This window comes from Peterkaempfera bronchialis, from assembly GCF_003258605.2.
GTDB classification, from domain to species: Bacteria; Actinomycetota; Actinomycetes; order Streptomycetales; family Streptomycetaceae; genus Peterkaempfera; species Peterkaempfera bronchialis.
This window is the reverse complement of sequence record NZ_CP031264.1, coordinates 5,815,326-5,842,269: the sequence shown is the minus strand read 5'-3', so window position 1 is coordinate 5,842,269 and position 26,944 is coordinate 5,815,326. Positions and strand designations below refer to the sequence as shown.

Annotated in this window: 17 protein-coding genes; 14 read left to right on the top strand and 3 right to left on the bottom strand. The window is 71.8% G+C overall.

The genetic code is table 11. From position 1 onward, the window contains the following. Positions 1–562: 562 nt before the first annotated feature. From C7M71_RS25450 to C7M71_RS25430, 4 genes are all read left to right on the top strand, one after another. Positions 563–3,883, top strand: coding sequence for a S8 family serine peptidase (locus C7M71_RS25450; RefSeq protein ID WP_162824366.1), 3,321 nt, complete (start codon positions 563–565; stop codon positions 3,881–3,883). A 228-nt stretch (positions 3,884–4,111) separates the two neighbouring features. Then, positions 4,112–6,475 carry an Ig-like domain-containing protein gene (locus tag C7M71_RS25445; protein ID WP_162824365.1) on the top strand — a complete coding sequence of 788 codons (2,364 nt, stop codon included), beginning with the start codon at positions 4,112–4,114 and terminating at the stop codon, positions 6,473–6,475. 164 nt (positions 6,476–6,639) lie between these two features. Next, the gene (locus C7M71_RS25440; protein WP_162824364.1) at positions 6,640–7,734 is read left to right on the top strand and encodes a WxL protein peptidoglycan domain-containing protein; all 1,095 of its coding nucleotides are present in this window, start codon (positions 6,640–6,642) and stop codon (positions 7,732–7,734) included. 840 nt (positions 7,735–8,574) lie between these two features. After that, complete coding sequence (locus C7M71_RS25430) at positions 8,575–9,687, top strand: metallophosphoesterase (RefSeq protein WP_322975201.1); 1,113 nt, start codon at positions 8,575–8,577, stop codon at positions 9,685–9,687. A 125-nt stretch (positions 9,688–9,812) separates the two neighbouring features. Here the strand turns inward: C7M71_RS25430 and C7M71_RS25425 are convergent, their stop codons facing one another. After that, positions 9,813–11,540: an ABC transporter ATP-binding protein gene (locus C7M71_RS25425; RefSeq protein WP_407676000.1), complete on the bottom strand. Its 1,728-nt coding sequence runs from the start codon at positions 11,538–11,540 to the stop codon at positions 9,813–9,815. Positions 11,541–11,952: 412 nt separating this feature from the next. Here C7M71_RS25425 and C7M71_RS25415 point away from each other — a divergent pair, with 412 nt between their 5' ends. The 5 genes from C7M71_RS25415 to C7M71_RS25390 all read left to right on the top strand — a co-directional run bounded on the left by C7M71_RS25415 (position 11,953) and on the right by C7M71_RS25390 (position 19,204). Next, complete coding sequence (locus C7M71_RS25415; protein ID WP_407675944.1) at positions 11,953–15,114, top strand: amidohydrolase family protein; 3,162 nt, start codon at positions 11,953–11,955, stop codon at positions 15,112–15,114. Positions 15,115–15,306: 192 nt separating this feature from the next. After that, a complete protein-coding gene (locus C7M71_RS25410) occupies positions 15,307–16,122 on the top strand; it encodes an AraC family transcriptional regulator (RefSeq protein ID WP_111490395.1) in 816 nt (271 codons plus the stop codon). A gap of 257 nt (positions 16,123–16,379) precedes the next feature. Beyond that, complete coding sequence (locus C7M71_RS25405) at positions 16,380–16,886, top strand: hypothetical protein (protein ID WP_111490413.1); 507 nt, start codon at positions 16,380–16,382, stop codon at positions 16,884–16,886. Positions 16,887–16,967: 81 nt separating this feature from the next. Further along, the gene (locus C7M71_RS25400; protein WP_111490396.1) at positions 16,968–18,404 is read left to right on the top strand and encodes a flotillin family protein; all 1,437 of its coding nucleotides are present in this window, start codon (positions 16,968–16,970) and stop codon (positions 18,402–18,404) included. 260 nt (positions 18,405–18,664) lie between these two features. Beyond that, complete coding sequence (locus tag C7M71_RS25390) at positions 18,665–19,204, top strand: ricin-type beta-trefoil lectin domain protein (protein WP_162824363.1); 540 nt, start codon at positions 18,665–18,667, stop codon at positions 19,202–19,204. Positions 19,205–19,351: 147 nt separating this feature from the next. Here the strand turns inward: C7M71_RS25390 and C7M71_RS25385 are convergent, their stop codons facing one another. Then, entirely contained in the window at positions 19,352–20,143 is a 792-nt protein-coding gene (locus tag C7M71_RS25385) for an AraC family transcriptional regulator (protein ID WP_111490399.1), read from the bottom strand. A gap of 85 nt (positions 20,144–20,228) precedes the next feature. Here C7M71_RS25385 and C7M71_RS25380 point away from each other — a divergent pair, with 85 nt between their 5' ends. Together C7M71_RS25380 and ypfJ are read left to right on the top strand one after the other, a co-directional pair. After that, complete coding sequence (locus tag C7M71_RS25380; protein WP_175607743.1) at positions 20,229–21,032, top strand: sulfite exporter TauE/SafE family protein; 804 nt, start codon at positions 20,229–20,231, stop codon at positions 21,030–21,032. Between the two features lie 224 nt (positions 21,033–21,256). Next, positions 21,257–22,126: a KPN_02809 family neutral zinc metallopeptidase gene (ypfJ, locus tag C7M71_RS25375; RefSeq protein ID WP_111490401.1), complete on the top strand. Its 870-nt coding sequence runs from the start codon at positions 21,257–21,259 to the stop codon at positions 22,124–22,126. 86 nt (positions 22,127–22,212) lie between these two features. Here the strand turns inward: ypfJ and C7M71_RS25370 are convergent, their stop codons facing one another. Continuing rightward, the gene (locus C7M71_RS25370; protein WP_111490402.1) at positions 22,213–22,875 is read right to left on the bottom strand and encodes a TetR/AcrR family transcriptional regulator; all 663 of its coding nucleotides are present in this window, start codon (positions 22,873–22,875) and stop codon (positions 22,213–22,215) included. 107 nt (positions 22,876–22,982) lie between these two features. Between C7M71_RS25370 and C7M71_RS25365 the strand changes: the two genes are divergently transcribed. The 3 genes from C7M71_RS25365 (at position 22,983) to C7M71_RS25355 (ending at position 26,938) form a co-directional block, all read left to right on the top strand. Further along, the gene (locus tag C7M71_RS25365) at positions 22,983–23,933 is read left to right on the top strand and encodes an alpha/beta hydrolase (protein WP_111490403.1); all 951 of its coding nucleotides are present in this window, start codon (positions 22,983–22,985) and stop codon (positions 23,931–23,933) included. A gap of 327 nt (positions 23,934–24,260) precedes the next feature. Continuing rightward, the gene (locus C7M71_RS25360; protein WP_111490404.1) at positions 24,261–26,015 is read left to right on the top strand and encodes an ABC transporter substrate-binding protein; all 1,755 of its coding nucleotides are present in this window, start codon (positions 24,261–24,263) and stop codon (positions 26,013–26,015) included. Next, a complete protein-coding gene (locus C7M71_RS25355; protein WP_111490405.1) occupies positions 26,012–26,938 on the top strand; it encodes an ABC transporter permease in 927 nt (308 codons plus the stop codon). Before C7M71_RS25360 ends, C7M71_RS25355 begins: the two co-directional genes overlap by 4 nt. The last annotated feature ends 6 nt before the right edge of the window (positions 26,939–26,944 follow it).

Below are 26,944 nucleotides of genomic sequence, written 5' to 3'. Positions count from 1 at the left end.
CCCGGAGACGGCGGCGAGCCCTGGACACGCCCACCGGCAAAGTCATCGGCGCGGCGGCGTTCCGCCAATCGGGCCGGACTGATGGAACGTCAGCTTTGTCCCCACTTGCGCAGCCCCGCAACCGTCCCGGGCCGTCCACGCCGTCCGGACCGCCGGGAACCGACGGCAAGGGGGCGGCCGCCCGATCTGTCCGGATGCCCGCTTAAGTCGGATACATACGGAAAATTACGGTACCGCGAATGGTCCTTTATCGGATTCGCCCAGCTCAGCGGCCACCCCCGCAACGGAACGCCCCAGTCAGCATGTGGCGGAGATGTGGCGGATCTGTCGCCTGTCGCGTTTCCGCCATTAATCGCTCGTTCCTGTGACGCCACGCCCCGTGCCACGCTCGCGCAGCCGAACGGGCGATCCCTCCCGCTCGGCACTCCCTCCACGAGAAGGGGTACCGATGCGCAATGCACCACCGGGCGGTTCGGGCTCTCCATCAGAGCGCCGTCACCTCCTCAGGACCGCGACGATCCTGTCGCTGAGCGCAGCACTGGTGACCGCGTGGGGCAGCTCGATGCTTCCCGCAGCGGCCGCGACCGCCACCGTCTCCCCGGCTCCGGTACTGGACGGCGCCGGCGCCGGCGGTCCGGTGATCGTCTGGATGAAGGACCAGCACGCGAACCTGAACCTCAGGACGCAGGGGGCGCAGCGGATCGCCGCCGCGCACTCGGACCAGGCGTCGATCGTGTCCGACATCAAGAGCCACGGCGGTACGGACATCAGGCAGTTGGTCAGCGTGAACGCCGTCGCCGCCCAGCTGTCGGCGGACGAGGTGAAGCGGCTCAGCCGGAACTCCGGGGTCAGCAAGATCGTCCCCGATGCGCAGGTCGAGGTGCTGGCCACCGCCACCACCGCCACCGTGGACGACCCGGCCTCGCTGGACCCGGCGCTCTGCCCGAGCGACCCGGCCAAGCCGCTGAACGAGCCGGAGGCGCTGGCCGACATCCACTACCAGAGCGACGACCCGAACGCCCCGCGCATGGCGAGTTCGATAGCCACCGGCAAGGGGGTGCTCATCGGGATCGACGGGATGAACAGCCTGGCCGGCAACCCGAACTTCACCCGCACGGACGGCTCGCACGTGGTGATCGGCGCCCCGGACTACACCAAGGACAAGAGCAACGACGAGGCGTACGGTGACGCCTCGTCCATCGGTGCGCAGGGCACGGTCGTCTACGACTTCGCCAAGGAGCTGCCGTATTCCGGTCTGCCGACCGGCTGCACCTTCGTGCTGAGGGGCGACGCGCCGGACGCGTCGCTGGTCGACGCGGGCAACATGGACACGCCGGAGAGCATCGCCGGGCAGTCCGACTCCGGTACCAGGTCCGAGTCGCAGATCGTGGCCGGGATCGACACCGCGGTCACCAAGTACCACGTCGATGTGATCTCGGAGTCCTACGGCTACTCGCCCCGACCGGGCAGCTACAAGACCCACTGGGCGGCCAACGACGCTGCGGTGGCCGCCGGGGTGACCGTGGTGGTCTCCTCCGGTGACAGCGGTGTCTCCGGCACCATCTCCTCGCCGGCGGACGACCCGCAGGTGATCGCGGTGGGCGCGACCAACACCCTGCGGCTGAACGCGCAGGCGTACGGCTACACCGGCTGGGGCAACGGCGACATCACGCCGCTCTCCTCCGGCGGTGTGACGCCGAACAACAAGGTCGTCGACCTGGTCGCCCCGGGCTACGGCGGCCAGGCGGCCTGCAACCCGGCGGGCAGCGGCTGCCCGACCAACACGGCGACCGAGGCGTTCGGCGGCACCAGCCAGTCGGCTCCGTTCGTGGCGGGCGCGGCGGCCGATGTGATCCAGGCGTACCGGGACTCGCACAGCGGCACCAGCCCGACGCCCGCGATGGTCAAGCAGATCCTCACCGGTACGGCCACCGACATCGGTGCACCGGCCGACCAGCAGGGCTCCGGGCTGCTGGACATCTACGCCGCCGTCAAGGCGGCGCAGCAGATGCCCGGCAGCACGCTGGCCACGGGCGGCGGCGACTCCCCCGCCCTGGTCACCCCGCAGACCCAGTTGGACCTGACCGGCAACCCCGGGACGACCAACGACCAGACCGTGCAGCTGTACAACACCGGCGACACGGCGACGACGGTGACCGGCAGCTACCGGTCGCTGGGCACGCCCACGCAGATCGGTGATGTGGTCACCGAGGACGTCAGCGCTCCGGACCCGAGCCTGCCGGTCCCCGCCGAGGGCGCCAGGGCCGCCGCCCCGGTCACCTTCACCGTGCCGGCCGGCCTCGACCGGCTCGACGCCGACATGATCTGGCCGGACCCGACCCATGGGGCGGTGCTGTCGTTCACGCTGGTCGACCCCAAGGGCCGGCTGCGGCAGATCTCGTACGACTACGGCACGCCGTCGACCAGGGCGGGGAGGCTGGGTACGGTCCCCAACCTCCAGCACACCGAGATCGCCCACCCCGAGGCGGGCAAGTGGACGGCGAAGATCCTCTGGGCGAACGGCCGTTCGCACCTCCAGGACCCGCCGAATGTGCCGGGCACGTACACCGGCTCGGTGTCGTTCAAGGCCTCTGGGCGGCACTTCGTGACCGCGCCCGCGTCCGGCCCGGTGGTGATCCCGGCGCACAGCAGCGTCGGCGTCCCGCTGCACATCGCGATGCCGGCGGAGCCGGGTGACCACCCGCAGTCGGTGCAGTTCACCGCCGACAGCGGCGCGGCGACCTCGCTGCCGGTGTCCCGCCGCACTCTGATCCCGGCGGCCGGCGGCCCGTTCGACACCCTGATCACCAGCACGGTGGGGCGCGACCAGGGCCAGACCAGCACGTTCAACTTCCCGGTCGCGGCGGGTCGCAAGGACCTCACCGTGACCTTCCAGACGGACGACGCCGGCACCGACAACCCGTACACCTTCTACCTGGTCGACCCGAGCGGGAAGCTCTCCACCTCGGTGGGTTCGGCGGCCACCACGGTCGACGGTGTCACCAAGGCGACCGGCACGCTGCACGTCGCCAACCCGGCCGCGGGCATGTGGGAGATCGACGTCAAGCTGAACCTCACGGTCAGCGGCAAGGAGTTCACCCAGGTCGTCCACGGCACCGTGGCTCCGGACGCTTCGGCCGCTCCGGTGATCACCTCGCCGGGTGACGGAGCGATCAGCGGGGGCAAGACCCCGGCGATCTCGGGCACCGGCGCCCCCGGCGCCACGATCAAGGTCACCGACGAAACCGGCAGGACCGTCTGCACCACCACCGTCACCACCGACGGCTCCTGGACCTGCACCCCCAACACCGACCTGGCCCCCGGCAGCCACACCCTCACCGCCAACCAGACCGACGGCAACGGCACCACCACCTCCCCCACCATCGGCGTCACCATCGCCTACAGCAGCACCACCGAGAACATCACCACCACCGTCACCCAGCAGGGCGGCCTCACCATCAGCGTCGACAACGCAGCCGCCGTCACCCTCCCCACCCCCGTCCTCACCGGCGACGCCACCGCCCTCACCACCAGCGGCGACATCAACCCCGTCACCGTCACCGACACCCGCACCCACAGCCCCGGCTGGAACGTCGTCGGCCAGGTCGCCGACTTCACCAACACCAACGGCGACACCATCGCCGCCACCAACCTCGGCTGGACCCCCAAGGTCCTCGACACCGCCACCGGACAGACCGTCACCCCCGGCACCACCATCAACCCCGGCACCAACGGCGGACTCGCCAAATCCCAGCAACTCGCCACCGCCGGAGTCGGCACCGCCAACGGCACCGCCCACATCGGCGCCACCCTCAACCTCCTCGCCCCCACCACCACCAAGACCGGCACCTACACCGCCACCATGACCCTCACCGCCATCTAAACCCCCCACACCAGGGTCCGGTCGGAGGCGACCCCCCACCCCCGACCGGACCCCACCACCACAACAGCTCAGCCGTGTCCTGATCCGGCGAGCGCCCCTCAGACCGCCGCGCATCGAACAGATCCGGCGTCGCAGGACCCCATCAGCACCACCAGTCATTCGATTCTTCCGGAGGCATGAATGCGGAAAGTGCCACGCAGGGCCATCGCCCCTGCGGTAGGTGCCGCAGTGGCGATAGGCATGCTGCTGTCCAATGCGACAGCAGCCCTGGCCAGCACCGCGCACAGCACGTCGGCGACGAGCGACAGCCCCAGCAAGGACGACCGGATCGCCACGCTGACCACGGCGCTCGACAAGATCACCGCCAAGATCAATTCCGGCGGCCGGAACCCCCAGTCCTACGGCAGCGCCGATCTGCGGGACATCTTCTCGTACCACGTCGACTCCCTGTGGAAGCAGGGCATCGACGGGGCGGGCACGACGATCGCGCTGATGGAGGGTTGGGAGGACCCCAACATCCAGGCCACCATGAACGCGTTCGACGACACGGTCGGGCTGCCGCACGCCACGATCGAGACGGTCTACCCGAGCGGTTCGCTGCCCAGCACCTGCCCGGCGGGCATGGTGGCGCTCGGCTCGTACGGCTCGTGCAGCGCCTGGCAGGGCGAGCTGCGGCTGGATGTCGAGGCGGCGCACATGCTGGCGCCGTACGCCAAGATCCTGATCGTGGCGACGCCGTCCGACAGCGAGATCGTCGGTGACGCGTCCAGCGAGGTCGCGATGCCCGAGATCGTCAAGGGCATGGAGTTCGTCAGCCAGAACCACCTGGCCGACGTGATGTCCATCAGCGACGGCAGCAGCGAGACCGACTACAGCCGTGGCAAGCAGGAGATCACCGCGCAGGACATCGGCGAGGTCATGGCCGCGGCCTACGGCGTGCCGATCGTCAACGCCACCGGTGACTGCGGCGCCGCGCAGAACCTGACGACCGCGACCAAGCAGTGCGGCACGGTCTCCTCCGGTCCGGCGTCGGCGACCTGGGCGGACTCGCCGTGGGTCACCGCGGTCGGCGGCAGCCGGCCGTCGCACACCGCGCCGTGCCCGCCGTGCGGCAACGACGTCTTCCCCCTCGACCCGATCGAGGGCGCCGGCCTGTCGGAGATCTACGCCCGGCCGAGCTACCAGGACGGCATCGCCTCCATCAGCGGCAGCAAGATGCGCTCGCTGCCGGACATCACGATGAACAGCCAGAACGGCACCTCCGAGGCCGCCCCGCTGTTCGCCGGCGTGGTCGCCATGGCGACGCAGATCCACGGCGCTCCGCTGGGCGCGATCAACGAGCTGCTGTACCAGAGGCTCGCCAAGGACCCGGTGGCCAACGGCCTGGTCGACGTGACCACGGGCAACAACACCTACAAGACCGTCCCGGGCTACTACGCCGCACCGGGCTATGACGTGGCATCTGGCTGGGGCACGGTGGACGCCAGCAAGTTCGTGCCCGCTCTCGCCTCGGCCGCAGCGGCGGGGAACCCGATGACAGCCAAGGCGCAGGCCGCCCAGCGCGAGCTGGAGGACACGCTGACACTGTCGCCCTCGACCACCGTGCTGCCCAACGGCATGGTGAACATCACCTCCACCGGCTTCCTGCCGGACCACCCGGTGAAGCTGACCCTCGACGGAAACCCGCTGGCCACGGTCACGGCGGACACGTCGGGCAACTTCAGCTACGCCTTCACGCCCAACGGCAAGGGGCTCGCGGCCGGCAGGCACACGGTGGCCGTGACCAGCATGCTGCTCAACCAGAGCAAGGACTTCACGGTGAAGTCGACCGGTCCGGACGCTCCGGGTGCTCCGGTGATCAGCTCGCCGGGTGACGGGACGATCAGCGGCGGCAAGACCCCGGCGATCTCGGGCACCGGCGCCCCCGGCGCCACGATCAAGGTCACCGACGAAACCGGCAGGACCGTCTGCACCACCACCGTCACCACCGACGGCTCCTGGACCTGCACCCCCAACACCGACCTGGCCCCCGGCAGCCACACCCTCACCGCCAACCAGACCGACGGCAACGGCACCACCACCTCCCCCACCATCGGCGTCACCATCGCCTACGGCAGCACCACCGAGAACATCACCACCACCGTCACCCAGCAGGGCGGCCTCACCATCAGCGTCGACAACGCAGCCGCCGTCACCCTCCCCACCCCCGTCCTCACCGGCGACGCCACCGCCCTCACCACCAGCGGCGACATCAACCCCGTCACCGTCACCGACACCCGCACCCACAGCCCCGGCTGGAACGTCGTCGGCCAGGTCGCCGACTTCACCAGCACCAACGGCGACACCATCGCCGCCACCAACCTCGGCTGGACCCCCAAGGTCCTCGACACCGCCACCGGACAGACCGTCACCCCCGGCACCACCATCAACCCCGGCACCAACGGCGGACTCGCCAAATCCCAGCAACTCGCCACCGCCGGAGTCGGCACCGCCAACGGCACCGCCCACATCGGCGCCACCCTCAACCTCCTCGCCCCCACCACCACCAAGACCGGCACCTACACCGCCACCATGACCCTCACCGCCATCTAAACCCCCCACACCAGGGTCCGGTCGGAGGCGACCCCCCACCCCCGACCGGACCCCACCACCACAACAGCCACCATCACGGCAGAGAAGGGGCAACGATGCTGGCAGAGCGCGTCGCCGACACGGATCATCCGGAAGACCGCTCCTTCCGATGCCTTGTAGCGGGCTTGCTCGCGCTGCTGGTGCTGCTGGGCGCGACGGTGCTGCCGGCGGGCATCGCGACCGCCGCACCGGCATCGCCGTCCCCGACGGCAAGCCCCTCCCCCACGGCAAGCCCCTCGCCCGGCAAGCCCGCACCGAACCAGGTCGCCTGGTCGATCCAGGGAGCCACCAAGCACAAGCCCGACACCCGGCCCACCCTCACCTACCAGGACTTCAAGCCCGGCAGTTCACGCGAGGACTTTGTCGCGGTCGACAACTTCGGCGACAAGCCACTCAGCCTGACGGTGTATCCCAGCGACGCCTTCAACACCCAGGTCGGCGGCTTCGACGTGCTGCCGGCCGCCCGCAAGTCGGTCGATGTGGGCAGCTGGATCCGGATGGCCAAGACCGTGGTCCGGGTCCCCGCCCGCTCCAGCGTCGTCGTCCCGTTCACCGTCGCCGTACCGAGGAACGCCACCCCCGGCTTCCACGTCGGCGGCATCGTGGCCTCCTCGTCCGGCACCGCGCTCGACACCAAGGGCAACAACGTCCTGGTCGACCGGCGGGTCGGCATCCGGATGTACCTCCAGGTCTCCGGGCCCCTGCATCCGACCCTCGCGGTGCAGAACCTCTCGGTGCACTACCAGGGAGGCTGGAACCCGACCGGCCCCGGTACGGCGACGGTCAGCTACACGGTGGCCAACACCGGCAATGTGCCGCTCCAGGCCCGGCAGAGCCTGCGTACGGACGGCCTGTTCGGGGCGTTCGCCAAGACCACCGAGGCAGCCGACGTCCCGCTGCTGCTGCCCGGCAACTCGGTACGGCTGACCCAGAAGCTCACGGACGTCTGGCCCGGCGGCCGACTGCGCACCAAGGTCGAACTCGCCCCCTACACGACGATCTTCACGCTCGCATCGCCCCCGGCCCCCGCCGTCGGCCAGACCAGCGTGTGGGCCATGCCGTGGACCTGGCTCATCGGCCTGCTGATCGTCCTCGCGGCCATCGGCTGGTCCGTCCACCGCAAACTGCGCCGCCGCAAGGCCGCACGAGCAGCCAGCACCCCGGCCACCACACCCGAGCCCACAGCCCCGGCGCCCACCCCGGCCACCAAGCCGGAGTAACCGACCGACGGCAGGTCAGCAGCCGCCCACCCTGACAGCGCACCCATCGCGGGCACGACCCGGTTGACCCGGCCATCGCCGGGTCCCGGGCTCGGCCGGTGGGATCAGGCCCCCATGTGGATATGGGCCGCCCAGCTGGTGGGTGGAAACCCCCGGTCGCGGGCGCGTCTGGCTGCGTGGTGCAGAGCAGTTGCGGCTGATTCCGCCGCTGGTTGTGCGCCTGGGCCGAAGCTGCCGTAGAAGTCGGCCCGGTCGACCCACCACCCGCCGAAGTTTCTCCCCGCCGACACAGTGGACGTGGTCGATGGCGAAGGCGTTGCCCCCCGGCGTACCGAGGGTGAGCGTGGCAGCTGCGGCGAGCGTCGCAGCCACGGAACGCGCGACCCTCTTGCCGACCTGTTCCGGAGCCTGCGCGCCCACCCCGGCTTGCCGATGGCCGTCACCCATGGTCCCTCTTCTGCTACTTGGAGTGATCATTCCATGTCGTGCGGGCATGGCAAGCGGAATGGCAGAAGGCCACTGCCGGCTCCATGTGCCCCAGCGGTCGGATTGTGCCGTCCGCCGGTCCTGCCGAGGCACGTCGCTTGAGGGGTACGGCAGGACCCGGGCCGCCCCATCGCACACCGCGTGGCGGATGATGGGGAGCGACTGGTCGGACGGACAGCGGATGTGAGGGGCAGCGCAGTGTCAGAGGGCGAATCCGTTTGGTCGGAGTCGGACCCGCGGTCGGCAGGTGCCGGCGGGACGGAGGCCGTCGTGGCCGTCGCGCCCCCTGAGGCCGAGACTGGAACCGGGGTGCCGAGCGCTCGGCGGTCCCTTCGGAGGCGGCTGGGCGGGGGCGTGGTGCTCCTCGTCCTCACCGTGCTGTTCCTCCTGCCCTGGTGGACGCTGTTCGCCTCCGGCGTCGACTGGCCTTTCCCGGTCGTCCTGACCGGCACGCTCGTCTTCGCCGCCGGGCTGGTCTCCTTCCCCTTCCTGATGGCCGCGGGCCACGGGCAGCGGCGGTCCGACCGGGCGGCGCGCGTGGCCGACAGCGCTCTCGGGGTGGTCTGGGTACTGTTCACCTGGTCGGCGCTGGGCGGGCTGCTGCACCTCGTACTGATGGGGCTAGGCGTCGGCGGCGTGGGCCCGGCCAGGATCATCGCCGTGGCCGTGGCCGTGGTCTCGGCCGGACTGCTGGCCTGGGGACACCACGAGGCCATGCGCGTACCACGGGTGAAGCGGCTCGACCTCGTCGTCCCGCGGCTCGGCGGGGGTCTGGACGGAACGCGTGTCGTCGTACTGGCCGACACCCACTACGGGCCGATCGACCGGGCCGACTGGTCGGCGCGGGTCGCGGAGGCGGTCAATGCGCTCGACGCCGACGTCGTGGTCCACGCCGGCGACATCGCCGACGGCACCCCCGCCCAGCGCCGGGAGCAGTCCGCGCCGCTCGGGACGATCCGGTCGCGGCTGGCCAAGGTGTACGTCACGGGGAACCACGAGTACTTCGGGGAGGCCCAGGGCTGGCTTGACCGCATGGCGGAACTGGGCTGGGAACCGCTGCACAACCGCCATGTCGTGGTGGAGCGCGGCGGGGACCTCCTCGTGCTCGCGGGTGTGGACGACGTGACGGCGGAGTCCTCCGGCCTGGCTGGACACCGCGCGAACCTGCACGGCGCACTGGCGGGGGCGGACCCCGACCAGCCGGTCCTGCTCGTCGCCCACCAGCCCAAGTACGTGGGACAGGCCGCTGACGCCGGTATCGACCTGCAGATCTCCGGACACACCCATGGCGGCCAGATCTGGCCGTTCAACTTCCTGGTCCGGATCGACCAGCCGGTGGTGCACGGCCTGAGCCGACACGGGGAGCGGACCCAGCTCTACACCAGCCGGGGCGCCGGCTTCTGGGGGCCGCCGTTCCGCGTCTTCGCGCCGAGCGAGATCACGCTGCTCACCCTGCGGTCGGCATAGCCCCGGCCTTGTCCTGGGCCTGGGCCTGGCCGCGTAGGAACGCGGCCAGGCCTTGCGGTCGCATTCGGGAGCGGGCTCGCTCCCGTGCTGCTTCGGCTACTGGTCGAGAGGGGTGAGGTGCGCGGTCAGGCGCCGTGCCAGGACCTCCACAGCGCCGCATAGCCGCAGTTGGCCGCCAACAGTTCGGCGTGGCTGCCCAGTTCGGTCACCCGGCCGCCGTCCATGACCGCGACCCGGTCCGCGTCGTGCGCGGTGTGCAGGCGATGGGCGATGGCGATCACGGTGCGGCCCTTGAGTACGGCCGCCAACGAGCGCTCGGTGTGCCGGGCCGTGGCCGGGTCGAGCAGGGAGGTCGCCTCGTCCAGGATCAGCGTGTGCGGATCGGCCAGGACCACGCGGGCCAGGGCGAGTTGCTGAGCCTGCTGGGCGTCCAGGCGGTGCCCGCCGGAGCCGACCTCGGTGTCCAGCCCGTCCGGCAGCTCATCCACCCAGTCGACGTCCACGGCGGCCAGCACCGCGTGCAGCTCCTGGTCGGTGGCGCCGGGCGCGGCGATCCGGAGGTTGTCCCGGACGGTGCCGAGGAAGACGTGGTGCTCCTGGGAGACCAGGACGACATGGCGGCGCAGCTGTGCCGGGTCCAGCTCGGCGACGGGCACCTGCCCCACCGTCACCCGGCCGGTGCGCGGCGCCTCCGCTCCGGCCAGCAGTCGGCCCAGGGTGGACTTTCCGGCACCTGAGGGGCCGACCACCGCCAGTCGCTCGCCAGGGCGGACCGTCAGGTCGACACCGTGCAGGACGTCCCGCTCCCCCTGGTAGGCGTACCGGACGCCGACCACGTCGATCCGGTCGTCGGCGGGCTGCTCGCCGCCGGTCACGACCGGCGCTTCGATCCGGCCGATGCCCTCGACCCTGGCGAAGGAGGCGTTGCTGCGCTGGAGTTGGTCGAGCCACATCAGGACCTTGTCCAGCGGCTCGGCGAGCTTCCAGAAGTAGAGGGCGCAGGAGATCACCGCGCCGACGCTGACCGCGCCGCTGCCGCGCAGGGCCCCGCCGATCAGCAGGATGCCCGCGACCGGGGCGATGTACGAGAACTCGACCACCGGGAAGAGCACGCTGCGCAGGTGGAGCGTGTGGGTGCGGGTGACGCGGCAGCTCTCGATCGCCTCGGCGGCGGCGGCGATCCGGCGCTCCTCCAGGCCCAGCGCCTCGACCGTCCGGGCCCCGGCGGCGGTGGAGCTGAGCACTTCGGCGAGCCCGGAGGCGGCGGCGCCCTCGGCGAGGTAGCCGGCGTGGGCACGGCGCAGGTACCAGCGGGTGGCGAACCAGATCCCGGACAGGCAGAGCACCCCGCAGATGCCCAGCGGCAGGTTGATCGCAAGCATGGCGGCCAGGATGAAGACGACCTGGACGAGCGCGACGAAGACCTCGGGCCCGGCGTCGCGCAGGGTGGTGCCGACGGTGGCGACATCGGCGGTGCCGCGCGTCATCAGGTCACCGGCGCCCGCGCGCTCGACCACCGAGGCGGGCAGGGCGAGTGCCCGCTCGACGAATCGCTCGCGGATCCGCGCCAGGGTCCGCTCACCGAAGCGGTACCCGATGTACCGGGCGAAGCGGCCCAGCAGCAGCTGCGCCAGCGCGAAGCAGAGGATGCCCAGGGCGAGTCGGTCAACGTCCGGAAGGTGGCGTCCATCCGGACTCGCGTCATGGTGCGGTGGCGCATGATGCCCAGCCAGGCGTTGAGCAGCGCGACGCCGATCAGCGCGGCCACCCACCCGACCAGGACAGCGGTCCTCCCCGGCTGAAGCCCGTCGTCGATCGCACGCTCCATGAGGTACGGCGGCAGCATCAGGCAGACCATCCAGAGGGTACCGAGCACCGCGCCGCCCACGACCCGTCGGCGCTGACTCATGGTCAGCCACCACAGGTAACGCGCCGCGCTTCGGTGATCCGGAGTTCCCGGGTCAGCGTACGAGTCCATCATGAGCGACACCCTAACCGCCTTTCCCGCGCCTCGGCCAGAATGTTCTTCAATTCCCCGACCGCCTATGGATAAAGTCACCGCAAGAAGCAGCCTCGCGAAATCCGCGCAGGCTTCCAAAACTGGCTCGACCCATTTGCTATGCGAATTCCCCCCGCATTCTGCGGGCCCTCGGACGATATCTTCAGCCGTTCGTCGGCCTCGACCCGTTGTTTGGCGGGAGCCGCCCGGGTGGAACGCTCCAGTCCGGTTCAGCGCCGCCGCGCGACCCGCCCGCCCCCTGCCCGGTGAGGAGCACCTGTGGTGGAGACCCATGGCGTCAGCCGGCGCGGCTTCCCCTGCACGCGGCATCCGCCGCCGGACTGGCCGCCGCAACGCCCCCGGCCGCACCGCCCGCGTCCGCCGCCGACACAAGTCGTACGACCCTGGTCCGCACCGCCGCGACGGGAGGGTCCGTCACCGCTTGCCCGACCGGGGCATGGCTGATCGCCGAGGTGCAGGGCATCCTGTGGCGGATCCCGCGCCACGGCGGAGAAGCGGTGCGGCTGACGGACTGGGACCTGGAGCCGACCCGCCCCGCCTTCTCCCCGGACGGCTCGGCAGTGGCGCTCTGCGCCTACCGGGGCGGCGGCTTCCACCTCTGGACCATGCGGCCGGACGGCACCGGCCTGCGGCAGCTCACCGGCGGCCCCTGGGACGACCGGGGCACCGCCTGGTCACCGGACGGCACCCGGCTCGCGTTCTCCTCCGAGCGCGGCGGCGACGCGGTCACCGGAAGCTCCTACGGCATCTGGACCCTGGAGCTGCGCAGCGGCCGGCTGACCCGCCTGACCGGCGGCCCGTACGAGGACTACGACCCCGCCTGGACGCCGGACGGCCGCCAGGTGGTGTTCGTCCGCGCCGCAGCCGCCGGGACGGGCGGCGGGACGGACGGCGGTCTGACCCTCGCCCGGGTCTCCGCCCAAGGCGGCCGGGTCACCCTCCTGCGCTCCGTGGCCGCCGGCCGCCTGCTGTGCCCGTCCCTCTCCCCGGACGGCCGCGTCGCCCACCTCCATCTGACCAGCACCACCGACTCCCCGTCCCTGCCCGCTGCCGGCGCCGCGCTCATGGTGGACGGCCGACCGGTCACCACCACCGAGGACCTCGCCGCGGCGCCGCCCCAGTGGATCGGTGCGGACCGGTTGCTGTACCTCGCCGACGGCCGCATCCGGGTCCGCAGTCTGTCCTCGCACACGGTCGAGGAGATCCCGTTCACCGCCCGCCAGCCGGTACACCGCCCCCGCTACCAGCCGAAGCGCCGCGACCTGGACTCCACCGCGCCCGCCCGGGTGCGCGGCATCCACCTGCCCGCCCTCGCACCGGACGGCAGACACGTCGCCTTCGCGGCGCTCAACGACCTGTGGCTGATGCCCCTCGGCGGGGCCGCGCCGCGCAGGCTCGTCCGGGAGGACCCCGCCCGCTACCTGCAGATGCCGTCCTGGGCGCCGGACGGCCGCTCCATCCTGTACTGCACCGACCGCGACGGGCTCGCCGCCGTCCACCGCCACCACATCGCCGACGGCAGCGAGACAGTGCTCGCCACCGGTGGCCGGGTCCACCCGGCCCTCTCCCCGGACGGCACCCGCCTGGCCTGCCAGGACACCACCGGCAACCTGCTGCTGCACGACCTGGCCACCGGCACCCACCGGGTCCTGGCCGCGCCGCTCGGCGGCGGCGGCCTACCGGGCGCCCCCAGCTGGTCCCCGGACGGCCGGTATCTGGCGTTCTGCGACCGCAACCGGCTCAACCGGCGCTTCCGCGAGGGGTACAACCTCATCCGGGTCATCGACACCGCGACCGGCGCCGACGCCCGCCACCTGCCCGCCCGCCACCAGTCGCTCTCCGACCGCTGCGCCGCCGGGCCCGTCTGGTCCCCGGACGGCCGCTGGATGGCGCTCGTCCTGGAGTCCGCCCTGTGGCTGCTGCCCGTCACTCCCGAGGGCGCCCCCGCCGGATCGCCACGCCAACTCACCGACGAGCCCGCCGACCACCCCACCTGGGCCGCCGACTCCCGCACCCTGCTCTACCTCTCCAACGGCAGGCTGCGCCTGACCGACCGGGAGGGCACCGAGCGGCGCACCGTCCCGGTCGCCCTCACCGCCCGCCGCAGCCTGCCGCCGCGCCGCACCACCGTCCGCATCCATGCAGGCCAGCTGTGGGACGGCACCGCCGAGCACCCCCGGCACGACGTGGACATCGTGCTGACCGGCCACCGGATCACCGCCGTCGAACCGCACCGCGCGCACCGGCCGGCCGGCCGCACCATCGACGCCTCCAGCCGGACCGTCATCCCCGGCCTGTTCGACAGCCACACCCACCCGTGGCCCGACATCTACGGCGGCCGGCAGAACCTGCTCGCGCTCGCCTACGGCATCACCACCACCGCCTCCATGGGCGGCTTCGCCTACGAGGGCGCCCGGTTGCGCGAGTCCCTGGCGGCCGGCCGCTCGACGGGCCCCCGGCTTTTGGCCACCGCCGAACTGATCGACGGCTCCCGCGTCGCGTACAGCATGGGCCGCGCCCACCGCACCGGCGCCGGAGTCCGCCGCACCATGCAACGCGCCGCCGCCTTGGACGCCGACTTCGTCAAGACCTACGTCCGCGCGCCCGGCTGGACCATGGCCCTGGCCGCCCGCGCCGCCCACCGGCTCGGCGTGCCCTGCGGCAGCCATCTGTGCTTCCCCGGCCGCGACGCCGGCCAGGACCTGACCACCCACCTCCAGGCCACCCAGCGCCTGGAGTACGGGCACGCCACCACGCCCCTCGGCCACATCCACCAGGACCTGCTCCAGGAGTACGCGGACGGCGCCTTCGCCCTCATCGCCACCCCCTTCACCGCCCTGCCGCTGCTCGGCGCGGACCCCGCCCTCGCCGACGACCCGCGGGTGACCGCCCTTATGCCGCCCTGGGACACCGCCACCGTGCGCGAGGCCGCCAGAACCGCCCCCACCGCCCAGCAGCTGCACGCCCTCGCCACCGAGATCCGCGACTACCGCACCCTCGTCGCCCATGGCGCCACCCTCGCGCTGGGCACCGACGCCCCCCTCGTCCCGGTCGGCCTCCACCTGCACCTGGCACTGCGCGCCCTGCACGCCCACGGCTTCACCCCCGCCCAGGCACTGCACTGCGCCACCACCGTCCCGGCCCGGCTCTTCGGCCTCCAGGACGACCTGGGCACCGTCGAACCCGGCAAGATCGCCGACCTCACCGTGGTCGACGGCGACCCCTTCACCGACTTCGCCTCCCTGGTCCGCACCCCCATGGCCGTCCGCGACGGCGTACCCCACCACCAGGCCGACCTGCTCGCCACCCACCCCGCTCACCGGCACGGCCCCGCCGAGCACGCCGCCTGGCTGGAGGTCGGCCGCACCCTGTGCCACGACGCCTGCTGCCACCAGCCGATGGGTTGAGGTGCACGTCCGAGGACTTCTGGAGCGCGTCGGCGACGACTTTTCGAGCGGCACAGGATGGATTGGACAAGTGTTCCGGACAGTCGGCTCGCGTAGCATTCGAGGATGCGATCCGGCGCGGGGGAACGCGACCATACGGCCTGGTTGGACGTTGCCTGTCCGGAGCGGCCCAGCAGGGTGGCCGGTGTCCGTATGGCTGGGTTCCGCGACCGTGGCCTGACCCCGGTTGACCTCAGGGTGATCCCGCATCCCACCGTGATGCTGGCTCTGGAGTTCGGTTCCGGCTCGCCCTTCGTGGACGATGCCGCCGGGCGTCGGCATCGGGGAAGTTTCGTCGCCGGGCCGGGGGCCGGGCGCCGAGGCGCGGTCCGGCTGCGGGGGGAGAACTTCGAGGGCGTCCAGGTGCGCCTGTCCCCAGTGGTCGCACGCGCGACGCTGGGTGTCTCCCCGGCCGACCTGGACGGTGCCGTGGTGGCCCTCGACGACCTTTGGGGCCGGGAGGCGTCTCGGATCCGTGAACAACTGGACGATGCCTCCTCCTGGGAGCAACGCTTCGCGCTGACGGACGCATTGCTCGCCCGCCGATGTGCGGCGGTGCCATCCGTGGCCCCGGAGGTGGCCTGGGCCTGGCACCGAATCGTCGTCAGCCGCGGCCTGGTCCGGGTCGTAGAACTGGCGGCCGAGGTCGGTTGGAGCCGTAAGCGCCTGTGGTCCCGGTTCCACTCGCAGGTCGGCCTGCCTCCCAAGCGCGCTGCGAATCTGGTCCGCTTCGACCATGCCGTCCACCGCCTGGCTGCGGGTGAAGGCGCGGCCCGGGTCGCGGCGGAGAGCGGCTATGCCGACCAGTCCCATCTGCACCGGGACATCGTGGCGTTCACCGGAGTGACCCCGTCGGCCGTGGCCGGTGAACCATGGCTGGCGGTCGACGACATCGCATGGTCGGGTGGTCGCGCACCCGCGCCAACGCCCGGTCGGTGCTCACCGGCGTCGCCCAGACCGCACGGGTGATCACCGCCGAAGCAGGGCCAGCGCGGCATCGCCGAGTTCGACATCGGGCCGGCGGCCGCCCCGGGAGCGCTGCCGTGGCGGCCGTCTCGGTGCCGGCCGCAGGGCGAAGGTTCACCGGGTGACGGGGCCGAGGGATCGGGCAGAGCCCGGCAGCGGAGGCGGGCGAGGGCTGCTGGACCCGGGCAATGACCCGCACCACCCACGTGTGAAAGCATCAGGCTGGCTTCAGGGTTTTCCGGAGACGCGGGGTGGTACGGATGGGCTGGTTTCTCGGGCTCGGCCTTGCGGGTCTGGGGCTGCTCCTGGTGTCCCTGATCTTCGACGGGGTCATGGAGGGCGTCTTCGACGGGCTGGCCGGCGGGCTCGACGGGCTGTTGTCGTTGCCGGTGATCGCCGGGTTCCTGTCGATGCTCGGGTTCGCCGGGGCGATCGTGCTGGGGACCACCGGGCTCGGGGTGCCCGCCGCCATCGCGGTGGGGGTGGGCGCCGGGGCCGGGGCGGGGTGGCTGACGTGGCGGCTGAGCCGGGCGCTGATGAGCGACCGGGGTGCCGGGGCGCCGCGCGGCGCTGATCTGGTCGGCTGTTCCGGGACCGTGATCACCGGGATTCCGGCCGACGGCTACGGCGAGGTGCTCGTGTACCTTGCGGGCCAGCGGGTGAAGTACGCGGCGAAAAGCATCGTTCCCGTGGCACGCGGCACCGAGGTCTGGGTGGAGTCGACGCTCTCGCCCACGTCCGTCACGGTCCGCGCCGTGGAACGCTGACCCGTTCCGTCCCGATCCGCACCGCTGCCTTTCGCAGCCTCGCCCCCTGTCTGTTCTGTCTGCCAACGCAAGGAATTCGTCATGAGCCCTGTACTCACCTCGGTGGTGGGGATAGTCGTACTCGTCGTCCTGCTCGCCCTCGTGGTCGTCAGCCGCTACAAGGTCGTCGGACCCAGTGAGGCGTTCATCATCACCGGGCGGCGCGGCAAGAAGGCCACGGACCCGGAGACCGGACGGGTCTTCACCGACAACAGCGGGCAGAAGGTCGTGGTCGGCGGTGGCGTCTTCGTGGTGCCGTTCGTCCAGCAGAAGTTCAGCCTCGACCTGTCCAGTCGGCACATCCCGGTGGCCGTGCGCGGCGCCGTCACCCTGCGCGGAGTGAAGGCGAACCTCGAAGGCGTCGCGATCGTCAAGGTCGGCGGCACGGAGGACTCGATCCGGGCCGCAGCCCAGCGTTTCCTGATGCAGCAGGACGGGATCGTCGGCTTCACCCAGGAAGTGCTCTCCGGCGCGCTGCGCTCCATCGTGGGCCGGATGTCGGTCGAGGACATCATCCGGGACCGGGCCGCCTTCGCCGGGCAGGTCGCGGAGGAGGCGGAGGCCAGCCTCTCCGGGCAGGGCCTGGTGCTCGACGCCTTCCAGATCCAGGACATCACCACCGAGGGCTCGTACCTGGAGGACCTGGGCCGCCCCGAGGCCGCGCGCGCCAAGCAGGAGGCAGACATCGCGGAGGCGGTGGCACGCCGGGCCGCCGAGCAGGCCCGTCTCAAGGCCGAGGAAGAGATCGCCATCGCCCAGCGGACCCTGTACCTGAAGCAGGCCGAGATCAAGGCGCAGACCGACGAGGCCCAGGCGCAGGCGAACGCCGCCGGTCCGCTGGCCGAGGCCGACCGCCAGCAGCAGATCCTCGCCGAGCAGGAGAAGGTCGCCGAGCGGCGGGCCGCCCTGACGGACCGCGAACTCGACACCCAGGTCCGCAAACCGGCCGATGCGGCCCGCTACCAGGCGGAGCAGGAGGCGGAGGCGCGTCGTATCGCCCTGGTCAAGGAGGCCGAGGCGGACGCACAGCGGGCCAGGCTGACCGGTGAGGGCGAGAAGGCGCACCGTGCGGCGCTGGCCGACGCCGTGCGGATCGAGGGCGAGGCGCAGGCCGCCGCCATCGCCGCCAAGGGGTCCGCCGAGGCCGAGGCGATGCAGAAGAAGGCGGACGCGTTCGCGCAGTACGGCGACGCGGCCGTGCTCCAGATGCTGGTCGAGGTGCTGCCGGAGGTGGTGGCCAAGGCGTCGGAGCCGCTGGCCGCCGTGGACAAGCTGACGGTGATCTCCACCGACGGGGCGAGCCAACTCTCCCGTACGGTCGCGGACAACGTCGCCCAGGGCGTCGAACTGCTCAGCTCCACGACCGGTGTCGACCTGGCACAGCTCCTGGGAAACCTCACCCGACGCGGCACCGGCACCCCTGCGGCGCCCGCCGCACCCGCCGAGGCCCCGAGCGGAAAGATCGAGATCACCGACTGACGCCCTGACCCGGGCGCTCCGGCAGAGGGGCGCGGTACTGCCGGGCTTTCCCGGACCAGCAGGGAGCGGCGGGCACCGTGCCCGCCGCTCCCTGCTGCAACCGGGGTGTGCTGCGCCATGCGGGTGGCGTCCTCGGGTCTCACCCGGGCGTGGCTCGATGCGCTGGCTACGGTGATGCGCATCCGCTCCGTGTCCCAGCGGGCGAGGGCCTGGCCCTCCCCCGTGCCCGCACGGTCCTGTCCGCTTCCGGGAGTCGCCCTGTGTCCGTCGGCATCCGCACCGCAACCCTCCGCACCGCCACCCTCCGCACCGCCGCCCTCCGCACCAGGACCCGCACCGCCGGAGCGGCTGCGGCGGTCCTGGTCATGGCTTCCACGGGCCTGACCGGCAGCGCCGCCGCCGGCACCGGCGACCCGAACGAGACGATCCGGCTCGGCTACGCGCAGGCGTACTGCCTGACCAATGACACCAACACCGACAAGATCCACACCGGGCAGTGCGCCGGTACCCAGAACCAGGCCTGGCTGGTGTCGGCCACCGGCAACCGCAACGCCACGATCCGGCTGGGCTATGCGCAGGGCTACTGCCTGACCAATGACACCAACACCGACAAGATCCATACCGCACCGTGCGCCGGTACCCAGAACCAGGCCTGGCTGGTGTCGGCCACCGGGAACCGCAACGCCACGATCAAGCTCGGCTATGCGCAGGCGTACTGCCTCGCCAACGTGACCAACTCCGACACGGTTCACACCGAGCCGTGCGCCGGTACCCAGAACCAGGCGTGGCTCCTGTCCTGACCTGCGGAAGGACGCCGTGGCTGGGGCGCTGTGCCTGGGGCGCTGTGCCTGGCCCATCTGCACGACCCGCTGATCACCGCCGGGCCGACGCCATGGGCGCACTGGTCGCGGTGACAGCCGGGCCCAGCGTCCTCTTCAACCTCGGCCTCATCGCCCGTCGTGTCCCGCGTGAACTCCACTGCTACTGGCGAAGCGGGACGGGGGCATGCCGAAGGCGCGCGTGAAGGCGGCGGTGAACGCGGCGGGGGAGGCGTAGCCGAGACGGCCACCGACCTCGCTGACCGACGCGGTGCGCAGCAGCGGGACGGCCGCGAGCAGGCGGGCGCGGGTCCGCCAGACGGCGGGGCTGTCACCGGTCTCGGAGCGGAAGCGCCGGGTGAAGGCCCGTTCGCTCATGGCCGTCCTCGCGGCCCAGACGGCGTTGGTGACGCCGACGTCCGGGGCGGCCAGATACTCGCGGCAGAGTTTCGCGAGGTCGGCGGCGGCGGGGATTCCGACGTGGAACGGGAGCGGGGCGCGCTCGGCGATCTCGTACAGGAGGAGCGCGGCGATGCAGCCTTCGCGCCCGGACAGGCTGTAGTCGACCTCGAAGTCGACAGCGGCCAGGAGCAGTTCGCGCAGCAGCGGCGGAACGTCCACGACCGTGCAGGTGGCGGGCCACCAGGGGACAGCATCCGGCTCGATGTACAGGCTCCGGGTGCTCACCCCCAGCATGCGGACCCGGTGCCGGGTAGCGGCCGGAATCAGTACGGCGCGCTCGGGCGGAACGGTCCAGGTGCCGTCGGCGGTGTCGACCACCATGACCCCGGTGGCGCCGTAGAGGAACTGCGCGCGGCGGTGGGCGTGCCAGTCCAGTACGTGGCCGGGCGGGTAGTCGGTGCCGATCGGCAGGACGGCCCGGTCGATGTGGTCGACGTCGGCCAGGGGGACGTTCTTCACCTGGCCACCCTACTGGCCGAGACGCGAAGGAATGATGCCGACCATCGCATGCGAGAGGTCTGTCGCAGCTGGTGGAGTGGGGTCTGTGGATGTTGTGGCATTGATCGGGATCGGACTCCTCACCGGGGTGACCACGGTGTTGTTCGGGTTCGGCGGCGGGTTCGTCGCGGTGCCGGTCGTGGTGTGGGCGGACGCCGCACTCGGCGCGGACGCGATGCGGGTGGCCACGGCCACCTCGGCCCTGGTGATGGTGGTGAACGCGGGGTTCGCGACGGCCGTCACACCACGGCGGGTGCTCCTCGCGCTCCGCGGCAGCGGCGCGCTGCTCCTCCTGCTGGCCGCCGGTGCCTCGGCCGGCGCTCTCGCCACGCGCTTCGCCCCGGCCGGTCCGGTCCGCTGGGCGTTTGTCGCGTACGTCGCCCTCACCATCGCCGACCTGCTCCTGCGCCCCGGCTTCCTGCGCCCGCGCACCCGGGCCGAGGCGGCCTCCGATGCTCCGCGTCCGCTGCCGGCCGTCCTCGGCGTGCCGGTCGGCGCGGTCGCGGCCTTCCTCGGCGTGGGAGGCAGCGTCATGACCGTCCCCGCCATGCGGCGTGCCGGGCACACGATGCACCTGGCGACCGCGCTGGCCAACCCTCTCACCCTCGCCATCGCGCTCCCGGCCACCGCAGTCTCCCTGAGCGCCGCAGCCCTCCCCGCCGCCGCAGACGCGCATCTGCACCTGGTGGGTCTCATCGACCTCCGCGCCGCCTCGGCGCTGCTCCTCGGAGCCCTGCCGGTGATCGCGGTGCTGCGGCGGCGCCCGCCGCGGATCCCCGACCGTACCTACGCCTGGTCGTACATCGGGCTGCTTGCCATGGTGGTGGTCGCGATGCTGCTCTCGGCCTGAGGAGAGGAGACCGGTCGACGCCCGCCACGGATTTCCGGGCTGGACACCACAGGGATTTACCAGCGGTCCCGTCCTCTTGTTAACGGATGTGACGAAGCGCCGGTGATTCGCCCGTTGACCTGTGCAGTTGCCGATTGATCGACCATGTCCATGACCGACGGACTGTCACGTTCCGGATAGTGTTCCACTTCGCACAGCTGGTGCTCCTATCGAGGTGGAACGCGATGAAGTTTGACGATGACGCAGAACTCGACAATTCCCAGGTGGAGGACCGGCGCGGAATATCCGGCGGTAAGGTCGCGGCCGGCGGCGGGGTCCTGGGGGTCATAGGACTGCTGGTCGCGCTGGTGCTGGGGGTCGACGCGGACGATGTGGGGCTGTCCGGCGACTCGGTCACCGATGCGGCGCCGGCCAAGGCCGTCGAGAAGTCCGACTGCCGCACCGGCGCGGACGCCAACACCAAGGACGACTGCCGCATCACCGCGGTGGTCAACAGCCTCCAGAACTTCTGGGACAGCGAACTCGACGGCTACACCCCGGCGAAGACCGTCTACTTCACCGGCACGGTGCCGACGGCATGCGGCAAGGGGTCGTCCGACGACGGGCCCTTCTACTGCCCCGGGGACAACAAGGTGTACCTGGATCTCACCTTCTTCGAGGAACTGCGCACCGAGTACGGGGCCAGCGGTGGACCGTTCGCGCAGTCCTATGTGGTGGCCCACGAGTACGGGCACCACGTCCAGAACCTGCTGGGCACCATGGACGAGGCGGACGACGACGAGGGCGCGGACAGCGACTCGGTGAAGCTGGAGCTACAGGCCGACTGCTACGCGGGGGTCTGGGCCAAGCACGCGACCACCACCCCGCAGAAGTCCACCGGCCGCCCGCTGATCAGCAAGCTGTCACGCGCCGACATCAACGAGGGCCTGGACGCGGCGGCGGCGATCGGCGACGACCGCCTCCAGAAGCAGTACGAGGGCAAGGTGACCCCGGAAACCTGGACGCACGGCTCCTCGGCACAGCGGCAGAAGTGGTTCAGCACCGGGTACAAGACCGGCGACATGGACCAGTGCGACACCTTCGGCACCCGCTGACGGTCCGGCCGGCGCGTCGGCCCACCCGAGCACCGGTCCCTCCGGGGTGAGGGTGGCCGGGTCGGCGTCCGGCGCCGTCGGGCCGGTCAGCCCCGGCGGGGTCGGCGGCGGCGCTGGGTGCCGTACGCGCGGAGGAAGGCGTCCACCCCGGTGCGGACGGCGGCGTCGAGGTCGGCGCGGTCGACGGGGCGGGTGCCGAGCGCGGACAGGCCGGGGAGATTGCCCGAGACCAGGGCGATGAACTGGGTGGCCGCCACGGCGGGGTCGTCGAAGTCGAGGTGACCGCGGTTGGCCAGGCCGGCGAGTCGGCCGCAGAGGACGTCCAGCACCGGTTGGGAGCCCCGGGCCACCACCTGGTCGTAGAGGTCGGGGAGCCGGGCCGCCTCCGCGTAGAGCAGCCGCTGGAGTCCCCACCCCTCGTCGCCGAGCTGACACTCGATCACCCGGTGGGCGACGCGCTCCAGCTCGCCCTCCAGGTCCTGGCCGTCGTCGGGGAGGCTCGCGAGGGCGGCGATGATGCGGCTGGAGGTGCGCTCGGCGCCGTCCCGCATCACGATCCGGAACAGGTTCTCCTTGTCACCGAAGTGGTTGTAGACCGTGGGCTTGGCCACGCCGGCCACCGCCGCGATGGCGTCGATGCCCGCCTGGGCGTAGCCCTCCCGGGTGAACACCTTGACGGCGGCTTCGAGGATGGCGCTGCGCTTGTCGATCCGGCCGCGCCCCGCAGCCGAGCGTCCACTTTCGGTCACATACCTACGGTAGCGCACAGATTACTGCTACAACTCACTTGAACTGATGAGTTCAGTTTTGCGCCCTCGATCGTCCGGCCGCCACCACAGGAAGAAGGCCAGAACCCATGCAGGACATCGCCCCCCGACTGGACCCGGAACTGCTGGGAGGCTTCCTCTCCCCCGTTTCCGGCATGGCATCGCTGCGGCCCGGCGCGGCGGCGCCCGAGCGGGAGGACCTGGTGGTGCGCGATCCGCTCGACCCGGGTGCGCCGCCGGTGCCCGTCCGGATCTACCGGCCCACCGGCCCCGCCCCGGAACGGCCTGCGGTGCTGTTCGTGCACGGCGGCGGATTCACCGCCGGCGAGCGGCTGGAGTGGTTCGACCCGCTGTGCGACCTGTACGCCGAAGGTGCGGGCGCGGTGGTGGTCTCGGTCGGCTACCGGCTGGCACCCCGGCACCCCTACCCGGCCGCACGGCAGGACTGCCTGACGGCTCTGAACTGGCTGCGCCGGAACGGCGACCGGCTGGCCGTGGACGGCTCGCGGGTGGCGGTGGCGGGCAGCAGCTCGGGAGCGGCGGTCGCCGCCGGGTTGACGCTGACGCTGCGCGACGGCGGCGGCCCGCTGCCGAGCCTGCTGCTGCTGCACGCCCCCGTACTGGACGACCGGCACACCACACCGTCCAGCCGGCTCGTGCTGGACCCCCGCACCTGGAACCGGGCGGCCTCGCTGGCCGGTTGGGGCGCCTACCTGCACCCGCTGCCGCCCGGCCACCCCGATGTGCCCGCCCACGCCGCGCCGGCCAGGGCGGACGACCTGACCGGACTGCCCCCGGTCTACCTGTCGGTCGGGGACCTGGAGCTGTCCCGGGACGAGGTGATCGACTTCGGCCTCCGGCTGACCCGCGCCGGGGTGCCGCTGGAACTGCACGTGTTCCCCGGGGCGTACCACGGCTTCGACATCAAGGACCCGCAGGCGGCACTGAGCCGGCACTCGCTGGCCACGCAGGTCGACGCGCTGCGCCGCGCCCTGCGTCCCGCTGCCCGGACAGGGATTGAACAAGTAAGTTCAGTCTGATTAACTGTAAAGATCAGCAGGCCGGTGATACAGATGGCTCACCGCAACCGCTGACGGTCCATCGACGCTCCGGTTCCGGAGCCGCAGTCCGAGGAGTACGGAGTGTCCGCCAGCCGTGGCCTGCCAGGCATGCGCCTGCTGCTCGCAGCCACCCGCCGGGCGATCGACCTCTCCCGTACCGACAGCGCGCTGTGTCTTTCGCCGCGTTGAGCCACCGCACCGCCCTGCGCTCACCGAGGGGCGGGGGCGGTGGCCCTCGCGGCGATCCCGACACGTCAACCCGGTGGCCAAGGCCGCCGATCCCGCGCCTCGGAGAGAAGCCCTGCCATGCACACGCCCGACACTTCCCTGCCCGGCACTGCCTTGCCCGGCACTGCCACGACCGACCCCGCCACGCCCGACACCGCCCCCGCCGCCGAGCGACTGCGAACCTCCCGCATCCGGCGGTTCACGTTCAGACCGGGCGTCGCCGTCGCCGCCCTCACCACCCTCCTGCCGCTGGCCGCCGCCTGCTCCAGCACCGAGAAGGACGCCGCCCACCCGGCCGCCGGCGGCTCGCCGAGGGCCGGGGGCAACCTCACCCTGGCCGTCCCCTACGGCCCGACCTGCCTCGACCCGCACCAGGGACAGGCGGACGCGCTCTTCTCCCGGGCGGTGCTGGACTCGCTGGTGTGGCAGGACAACAAGGGCGCCATCCACCCCTGGCTCGCGAAGTCCTGGAAGATATCCGACGACCAGCGGACCTACACCTTCACCCTGCGCCCCGGCGTCACCTTCAGCGACGGCACGCCCTTCGACGCCGCCGCCGTGAAGGCCAACCTGGACCACGTGGTGGCCCCGGCCACCAAGTCCGCGGGTGCCGCGCAGCTGATCGAGAACTACCGCTCGGCCACCGTGGTCGACGACCACACGGTGGAGGTCACGCTCGCCGCCCCCGCCTCCTCCTTCCTCTCCGGGCTCGCCTCCCCCAGCCTCGGCATCGAGTCCCCCGCCACGCTGACCGGTGACCCCAAGGCACTCTGCTCGAAGATTGTCGGCACCGGGCCGTTCACCAGCGCCGCCGGATTCACTCCGCAGCAGGGCATCTCCTACCAGCGCCGCGACGGCTACGCCTGGGCGCCGGAGGGCGCGGCCAACCAGGGCCCGGCACACCTGGACGGCCTGACCGTCCGCGTCGTCCCCGAGAACTCCTCGCGCCTGGGCGCCCTGACGAGCGGCCAGGCGGACGCCGCCTCGGCCATCGCCCCGGTCAACGTCGCCAAGCTGAAGGCCGACCCTGCGTTCGCCGTGCAGAGCGCCGTCGCCCCCGGTGTCCCGTTCAGCTACAGCCCGAACACGGAGCAGGGCACGCTCAGCGACGTCCGTCTGCGCAAGGCCCTGCGGGCGGGCATCGACTGGCCGCTGATCGTCCGGAAGCTCTACTTCGGCGTGTACCCCGTCGCCCGGGGCCCGCTCTCCCCCACCACGCCCGGCTACAGCAAGGCCATCGCCGATCAGTACACCTACGATCCGGCGGCCGCTGCCGCCCTGCTCGACGAGGCGGGCTGGACCGGCCGTGACGCGGAGAACTACCGCACCAAGGACGGCAAGCGCCTGACCCTCGACTTCCTCTACGTCGGGGACTACTTCGGCCCGCACATCGCCCTGGCCACCCAGATCCAGGCCGCCGCCAAGCAGCTCGGCATCGAGCTGCGCAACCAGAACCTGGACGCCGGCAGCTACGTCAAGCGCGTCCTCGCGGGCGACTACGACCTGCTCAACAGCAGCAACAACAACTTCTCGCCGGACACCCTGCGGCTGATCTTCGGCAGCGCGCACATCCCCACCACCAAGATCGACAACAACGCGGCCCGCTACCACGACGCCGGCGTCGACGCGAAGCTCGCCGAGGCACTGGCCGCGGGCGACCCGCGGAAGCAGAGCAGCCTCTACGCCGAGGTCCAGCAGAAGGTCACCGACGACGCCGCGATCCTGCCCCTGTTCAACAACGCCTATGTGCTGGGCACGTCCGCGAAGGTGCACGGCGTCGTCTTCGAGCAGCAGAGCTTCCCCAACTTCGCCGACGCCTGGCTGTCGCAGTGATCGGCGCGGTCGCCCGGCGGCTGGGCGGCTCCGTCCTGGTGCTGTGGGGCGCGGTGACCGTCGCGTTCCTCGCCCTCCACCTCACCTCCGGCGACCCGGTCGACCTGCTCACCGGCCTCCGGGCCAACAGCGACGGGGTGCGGGCCGAGATCGTCCGGGAGTACGGCCTGGACCGCCCACTGGCGCTCCAGTACCTCACCTATCTGTCCCACATCCTCCGGGGCGACCTCGGCGACTCGTATGTGCTGCACCTGCCGGTGCGCACCGCGATCGGCCAGCAGCTCGGGTCCACCCTCCAACTGCTCGCCGCCACCGTGGTCGTGACCGTCGTGATCGCGGTGCCGGCGGCCCTGCTCGGCGCCAGCCGCCGGCCCTGGGTACGCACCCCGGTCTCGCTGCTGGAGGGCCTGGGCGTGGCGGTGCCGGCCTTCTGGCTCGGCACCCTGCTGCTCGGGGTGTTCTCGTTCAAGCTCCGCTGGTTCCCCGCCCTCGGCGCACCCGGCCTCGACGGCCTCGTGCTGCCCGCGCTGGCGCTCGCGGCCGCACCCGCCGCAGTGATCGCCCGGGTGCTCCGCCGAGGGCTGGAACAGACCCTGGACGAGCCCTTCGTCACCACCGCCCGTACCCGAGGCGTCGGCGAGGCGGCCGTCCGGCTGCGGCACGGACTGCGGCACGGACTGCTGCCGGTGGCGACGCTGGTCGGCTGGCTCACCGGCTCGCTGATCGGCGGGGCGGTGGTCGTCGAGTCGGTCTTCTCCCGGCAGGGCCTGGGCACGCTGGCCGTCACCGCCGTCCGCAACAAGGACCTGCCGCTGGTCATCGGCATCGTGCTGGTGGCCGGGCTGGTCTACACCGTCGTCAACACCGCCGTCGACCTGTCGTACCGCCTGATCGACCCGCGGCTGCGCACCCGAGGGGCCTGAGGAGGA